This window comes from Microbacterium testaceum, from assembly GCF_020781835.1.
GTDB classification, from domain to species: domain Bacteria; phylum Actinomycetota; class Actinomycetes; order Actinomycetales; family Microbacteriaceae; genus Microbacterium; species Microbacterium testaceum_H.
Genome location: NZ_JAJGNJ010000039.1, coordinates 1 through 903 on the forward strand (window position 1 = coordinate 1; position 903 = coordinate 903).

At 68.1% G+C, this 903-nt stretch carries 2 protein-coding genes; both read right to left on the reverse strand.

The features are described 5' to 3' along the window. The coding region (locus tag LL239_RS17505; RefSeq protein ID WP_228164602.1) for a hypothetical protein at positions 1 to 197 on the reverse strand (197 nt) is incomplete at its 3' end. A 10-nt stretch (positions 198 to 207) separates the two neighbouring features. Further along, the coding region (locus tag LL239_RS17510; RefSeq protein ID WP_228164603.1) for a hypothetical protein at positions 208 to 903 on the reverse strand (696 nt) is incomplete at its 5' end.

Consider the following 903-nt stretch of genomic DNA (forward strand, 5'->3'; position numbering starts at 1 on the left):
TTCGGCGAGAACGACTCCTCGATCCGGTCGGGAGTCCACAGGCCGCCACTAGTGGCGATGGTGACCTCGCTGACCCCTGCGCCTTCGATGCTCGCCGACCATGGCGAATCGCCGGTCATATCCAGGTCGAGACGCTCCCGCGGCTCACCCGTCTTCGCGTCATGCACCCACACGGACCATTCAGGTTCGGACGACATGACACCCCTCTCACACGTACGTGTCGCGGATCAGCACCCGCCCCGGCGCCGACAGCATGTGCTCCCACTGGGTATCGTTCGGGACCGCCCACAGCCGCCCGTGCCCGACTCCCTGCATCCAGACGCCGTCGCGGAAGACTCGACCACTGCGCATGTCGACACTGTGCGTTCCGCCCGCCGCCGCGCCCGTCACGGAGAACACCCCGGCCGGGGACGTCACAGACCAGGAGGACGGCGCGTCAGGAATCTCGATCACCGGATGAGCGGGGAAGTTCCCCCGCGATGGAACATCCACCGTCCCGCCACTGCTGGACACGACGAGACGCGACCAGTCCACGGCGTACTTCCGCGGATCCGCGGCGACGAGCTGCGCGGATAACGACCCCCGCAACAGCTTGCCCGAACGACGCTGCAGGTCGATACCTTCCGACGCGAGCACTCGAACCGATGCGGTGAGCTCCTGGCCGAGGTGCCTAACCGTGAGCGTGAACCGCCCACCGCCCGCGCCCCACCCGTTCATCTGGTCGCACCAGCGCTGCATGTCGTACTCGCTCCGGGCGAGGATGATTCCCGGGTCGATCGTGACGACGCGAGCGGGAAGGCGCACCGGCACATCATGCTCGCCGTCAGCGAGCGCCCGCACCAGCGCCTCCCGGCGACGCGCAGGAAGACCCTGCCACCCCTGCAGCCCATCCCGACCCACGAA